Below are 5,463 nucleotides of genomic sequence, written 5' to 3' on the forward strand. Positions count from 1 at the left end.
CAACAGGTTTCCCTTTCTTTTTTGGCAGAGGCTGGTTGGGGGTTTGGGGGCTAGCCCCCATGATCTACGTCATAAAAAATAGAATAATAGCAATTTAAGAACGCTAGTAAAAGCGGTTCGGCACGTATACTTGCAAATCCAAGCTGATGAAACAATATTTCCTTTTTCGTCTGTCGGCTTGGTAATAACATTACACGTGCCGAAAAAAGTTGGGCAAGGATTGGGATGGTTATGTAACGAAGTGGAGTAGCCTTTCCCAAAAGGTGGAGATTTTCTGTAGCATAGCGAAAGAAAATACAACCTGTTCCTTGCGGAACTTTTAGCTCTTATATAGAGAGTGAGAAGAGAGCATGTTTTTAAAGTTAAATAAACACTGATATAACAGTGTTTATACGGTTTTTCGTGTGTTGTAAAAATGCAACAGGTGTGTTGTAAAAATGCAACACACGAAAACATAAAAAAATGTACTTAACAAGAAAGTCAAGTACATTTTTTTAAAAAAATCTATTGGGAAGATTCTTCAATATTGGCATTTTCATGGATTTATAAAACATTGTTCTTAAAATATCATGTACATTATCTTTATCACCGGTATACATGATATGTGGATTTATATAAATCGCATATGCCTTAGCATTATTATCTTCAATACCAGATTCTGCTTTAGCTAAAATCCCTTTTTTCTTTAAAGAATTGATAACTGTACTTGTATTTGAGCGATTACTCTTAATTAGTTTAGCAATCTCTGAAATATTTGCAGGAACAGGATTTTTAATTTTTATATCAAGAACAATACAGTTACTTGAAAAAGCTATATAAGGCATAATTTCCATTAAGAAAATTTTCTCCCTACCCGTTAAGTACTCTTTTTCATATAAAAAATGTAAATTTTCCTGCATTGATTGAACAAATTTCACTTTTGAAATTGAAGAGCGTTTTGTACCTATAAATATTTCTTTACCGCCTGTCGCTTTGCTTAATACTTGCATTGCTTTATTAACTTCTTCTTCGTTAATTCCATTATGATCTTGTTTGAATTTTTCTTTTTCATTCTCAAAATCACGTAATTTTGCACTTTTCTCAACTTGTTTAAATTCAATAGTGTTTGGCATGTCCTTCTCCTCATTTCTAGTATTTACAACTAGCGAAGAGACTTTTCTTTTGTTATTATGTAATTAGAATTATTTTCTTTGAAGTTTGATACTCTAATAATCTTTTAAAAGTAAAAAAAGCCTCTTCACTATAGTTGTAGCGTAGACAACTCAATTATAGCATGAATGGCTTTTTTTGTTGTATTTTGTCTGACTTTTTATATTTATAAAAATAGATGTCAAATTTTAAAAAACCTCTCAAAGATTTGAGAGGTTTTTTCTAAAACTTAAATCAATCTATTTAGCTGGAGTGCATGACCACATATTATTAATATGTGCCAAAATAATCCCCTTATCATTCCAATTACATAGATTTAACCCTGCACCTAGAAAAGCTGCCGCTGCAAGAATAGGAGCTGCTACTCCAACAGCCACTCCTAAAGCTGCTGCTAACGCTGAAGCTGAGCCCCCAAATGCAATTACTTTATTTACTTTAGATAAATCAGAATTTGAAAGATAAAAATGAGTAGTCCCAAAAACCTTTACTCTATTTACATTTTTCTCAAATTCCATCTTAGCAGGTTCATAACTTACAATTGTTAATCCCTTATCCATTTTTATAGTACCTTTTTTAATTTCAACATTGAAAAAATCTAAAGTTTGTAAATATGCTTGATATGCTTTTTCACTAACGCCAGCTTGTTCAGCATTAATATACGCTGATTTTACAAATCCTTTTTCATCAATAATAGTTGTTTCTTCTAAATTAGATTGAGCTATTTCTATTCCAAGTTGATAATTTTCATCATTAATTTTAACATCTTTAACTATTCCACCATCTTTTCTTATATCTTCTTTACTTAAAGGTTCCTTATTACATTGCTGACAATCTTCTTTATTAAGCATTGATGCACTAGCGTAAGAAGGTAAACTAAAACCTAACATTAAAACTAAACTAAACAAAATACCAAGAACTTTTTTCAAAATAAACCCTCCACCTTTATGTAATATATAGGCTATATCCAACATTTCTAAAAAACTACAAATATAAAATTACATATTTTTAAATTTTAACCTTTAGTTGGAAATATCCTTGTTTTCAATCATATCATTTTATTGTATATTTGTGTAATATTTAAAATTTTCATAAAGGAGTGCTAAGTCATGAAAAAAATAAATGAAATACTATTTATGCTAATTATTTTAATAGTAATTATTATTATGGGATTTGATATAAAAAACCCAAATGATCAAAAAAATATTTTATTATTCATTGCATATACTATTCCTATAATGCTGTTACTACTTTATATCAAGAAAATAAAATATAAAAAACCTAATTTGTTTTTATTCTTAATATTTTTAATATTGACAGCATGGAGCATATTAACATTCTATCTATTACATAATTTAATAATATTTATATCAATGATTTTAAGTTCGGGTATTACATTATTAATTATTTTTTATTCTAGATTAGCAAAAGAATAATACTGATTACTGATTACTAATTATTAATTAGTAAATAAAAAAACCTACATTTTCACATCATATAATAGCTTCTATTAAAATTTTGAATTTTCTTGCTTTTTATGATATGCTCAATCATGATACAGACTAATCTCCTTAAACCAATAATTGCACACCAAAAAAACCAATTCCCGTGTAAAAGAATTGGTTTTTTTATATACCGTTCATTCAAACAACAACTTGAACCCACTTCCATTTTCAATCTAATCTTATCATAAAAACACTTATTCCTTATATTTTTCTAAGAAAGAACTAAAAAATCCAACAAGTGTATTTTCGGTTTGATATAATGATTGTGTACATGTAAAATGGTTTACAAGTTAATACTTCCTTGTTACAAAAAAGTCCATCTAAATGGACTTTTTTTCTGTAATTTTTTTATATAATATGCCATCAAAAAAACATTGAAACATCCCACACTGTAACAAAATACCTCTCAAAACTCTCAAACTCACTTCTATTGCGTTTTAACTATTGAATGAATGGGTTTTTATTGTAATACTTCTAAGATATCTCTGAGACTATTTAATAGATTACAAACATAAATTAATTAAACCAAAAAAACCATACAAGAAAACTAATAATTAAAATAGGTGTTGCAAATAAATTTACGGTTACCAATCCATCTCGAAACGTGCTTTTCCACATATGTGTAGTATAGTTTTGTTGTAATTCCTCTGATAATCTTTTTAACCTTACACCATGCTTCTGAATCGGTTCTCGTATTTCACTATTCATATTTTTCAATGTTTGATTGACTTGTTTCCCATAACTTTCAATCTCTTCCGATACACTTTTTACTTTCTCTCCAATTCCCTCTTGTAATACTTCACTTAAACTATCTTTCAAAATCTCGTTCTGGTTTACGATTTGTCCTAATTGGTTGCTCACTTCTTGCGTGACTTGATTTGTGTTCTTGTACATGTGATTGAATGCTTTGATCATGTCCGTTCTCAACTTGTTCATTGATTCCAGATGCTTTTTGACTTCTTCCCTCAACTCGTTGTTTTGCTTCTCTGATTCGTTCTTGTATTTCTGAAGGGATTCCATCAACAATACGTTCTGATATTCGAGTTCCTTGATTTTCAAGTTCAGCTGCAACGGATCCCCAATCGAATGTTCTCTCGACAATTCCCCCACGTTCTCTATTCTGTTCAATGGCATATACAATCGTTCCCCTTTCATAATCTTGTCCTAATTTTTTCCCACTTACTTTTAAAAGTAAGTTCCCTTCTTTATCTGTCAACTTATAACCGATTTTTTTCTCTTTTTTTCCAAACTCATAGATTTTAATATTTCTTTGTGATAACAATCTTGTAAACTCATTCATATCCATTGCTTTTGGCAATTCATCTAACACTTTGTTTTTAATCTCTTCTCTATACGATAGTTTCCCTTTGTTATGTAACTCGTAATCTGTCCTTACATACCGCTCTTTCGCTTTTTCTTTATTATCAAGCACAGAGAGTCCTCTATTACGCGCGATTTGGTCGTTATAGGCTTGTAGCTCATAAATGTCTTTCTTGTTGATCTGGAGCTTTCTACCCGTCTCAAAATGAACGCTATTCACAACTAAATGATTATGGATATGTTCCTTATCTGTATGAGTATATACTGCCACCTCATGTCCTTTAAAACATTTCTCTGCAAATTCTAATCCTATTTCATTTGCACTTTCAACTGTTACTTCTCCAGGCTTAAATGATTGAATGACCATATATGCTTGCCTTCCTTTATCTTGGCCAAATAAATCTCTCGTTGTTTTAAATTGTCTTTGTGCAAATTCTACATCACAATCTTTTCCACTTTTCACTACTGCTTTTTGTTCACAATATTTTAATGTGCCTACTGCTGATTGAGAAGCTTTCCCTAACTTAATTGTTGCCATCCTTGTTCCAACCTTTTCTTTATTTCTTCCAAATTTACATGTAATCTTTTTAATTCTTCTTGGCTCACTTCTGTTCGTTTGTTACACCATCTCGCAATTTGATTAACATTGGTACCCACCTTTCGAAGTTCCCGTGCAATTTCCAATGCCCCTTGTCTATCTATTTTTGGTTGTCTTACTCTCATCCCTTGTGCCTTGGCTTTCACAAAAGCCGGCACACTCATTCCAACGTTATCCGCCATAAGCGTCAACCGTTCGAATTCGTTTTCTGTTACCCGAAATTTAATTTGTTTCGGCTCTGATCTCTTCTCGCTCATAAAACCCGCATCCTCCGTAGTATGCCCGCTGGGCATAAGATTTTTACTATAATTGTCGTACATTTGTACTCCCATTATAGTAAAAATCAGTCGGATGAGCAAGCTTCGTATTTGGTACCCAAATACTGCTTGATGTGACGTAAACGTCCCATAAGACCTTGAGGGGGCAAGCCCCCTACAAACTCCCCCATACCTTGGGCGTTGCCCAAACCCACTGGGGAACTTTTCCCCAGACCCCCTCCATCCAACTCCCCAACCCCTCAATCCTTGAGGGGCTCCCTCGCCGGTTGGCAGGATCAAACGGGTACCGTTTGAAACCAACAAGAGGGTTGCATTGTGAGTCTGTCAACTCCTTAATGCTCCTTCATTTCGCTTTCGCTTCATTCCGTCCGCTTACCGTTGACAGACCATTTAATTATGACTCTCTACTTAACGATAGTGGTCATAATTAAATTGCGCAGACCTTTCAGCTTTGCTCGGTCTGCGCAATAAGAAACTGCAAATTTTGACGAAGCTGAAAAGCTATTAAAGGGAATCCTCTTTACATTAAAATCTTGTTTTACTCATCTATTTAACAAAATGCTCTTCGACAAACTATTAAACAAATGTTTAACAGTTTGTTTAATTTTAGGGAATC

At 32.2% G+C, this 5,463-nt stretch carries 6 protein-coding genes; 1 reads left to right on the plus strand and 5 read right to left on the minus strand.

Going from position 1 to position 5,463, the window contains the following annotated elements; genetic code table 11:
• Positions 1–494 precede the first annotated feature (494 nt).
• A complete protein-coding gene (locus MHH55_RS36095; protein WP_340882903.1) occupies positions 495–1,112 on the minus strand; it encodes a MarR family transcriptional regulator in 618 nt (205 codons plus the stop codon).
• Positions 1,113–1,388: 276 nt separating this feature from the next.
• Positions 1,389–2,075, minus strand: a complete 687-nt coding sequence (locus MHH55_RS36100) for a hypothetical protein (protein WP_340882905.1) — start codon at positions 2,073–2,075, stop codon at positions 1,389–1,391.
• 180 nt (positions 2,076–2,255) lie between these two features.
• Here MHH55_RS36100 and MHH55_RS36105 point away from each other — a divergent pair, with 180 nt between their 5' ends.
• Complete coding sequence (locus tag MHH55_RS36105) at positions 2,256–2,582, plus strand: hypothetical protein (protein WP_340882907.1); 327 nt, start codon at positions 2,256–2,258, stop codon at positions 2,580–2,582.
• 585 nt (positions 2,583–3,167) lie between these two features.
• On the opposite strand, the gene MHH55_RS36110 is transcribed toward MHH55_RS36105, so the two are convergent.
• From MHH55_RS36110 to MHH55_RS36120, 3 genes are read right to left on the minus strand one after another with little or no spacing between them, the layout of a single operon-like run.
• Positions 3,168–3,470 carry an RNA-binding protein gene (locus tag MHH55_RS36110; RefSeq protein ID WP_340882909.1) on the minus strand — a complete coding sequence of 101 codons (303 nt, stop codon included), beginning with the start codon at positions 3,468–3,470 and terminating at the stop codon, positions 3,168–3,170.
• Complete coding sequence (locus MHH55_RS36115) at positions 3,460–4,509, minus strand: relaxase/mobilization nuclease domain-containing protein (protein WP_340882911.1); 1,050 nt, start codon at positions 4,507–4,509, stop codon at positions 3,460–3,462. Before MHH55_RS36115 ends, MHH55_RS36110 begins: the two co-directional genes overlap by 11 nt.
• Positions 4,491–4,826 (minus strand): MobC family plasmid mobilization relaxosome protein, encoded by a 336-nt coding sequence (locus MHH55_RS36120; protein WP_340882912.1) that lies wholly within the window; start codon positions 4,824–4,826, stop codon positions 4,491–4,493. The genes MHH55_RS36115 and MHH55_RS36120 overlap by 19 nt, the downstream gene beginning before the upstream one ends.
• Between the last annotated feature and the right edge of the window lie 637 nt (positions 4,827–5,463).

It is taken from the genome of Bacillus sp. FSL K6-2944 (assembly GCF_038005385.1).
Classification (GTDB): domain Bacteria; phylum Bacillota; class Bacilli; order Bacillales; family Bacillaceae_G; genus Bacillus_A; species Bacillus_A cereus.

What these genes read in the sequence shown, in the direction of transcription:
- MHH55_RS36115 (WP_340882911.1), bottom strand. Translation starts at nt 4,509, where the DNA reads ATGGCAACAATTAAGTTAGGGAAAGCTTCTCAATCAGCAGTAGGCACA.
- MHH55_RS36120 (WP_340882912.1), bottom strand. Translation starts at nt 4,826, where the DNA reads ATGAGCGAGAAGAGATCAGAGCCGAAACAAATTAAATTTCGGGTAACA.
- MHH55_RS36095 (WP_340882903.1), bottom strand. Translation starts at nt 1,112, where the DNA reads ATGCCAAACACTATTGAATTTAAACAAGTTGAGAAAAGTGCAAAATTA.
- MHH55_RS36105 (WP_340882907.1), top strand. Translation starts at nt 2,256, where the DNA reads ATGAAAAAAATAAATGAAATACTATTTATGCTAATTATTTTAATAGTA.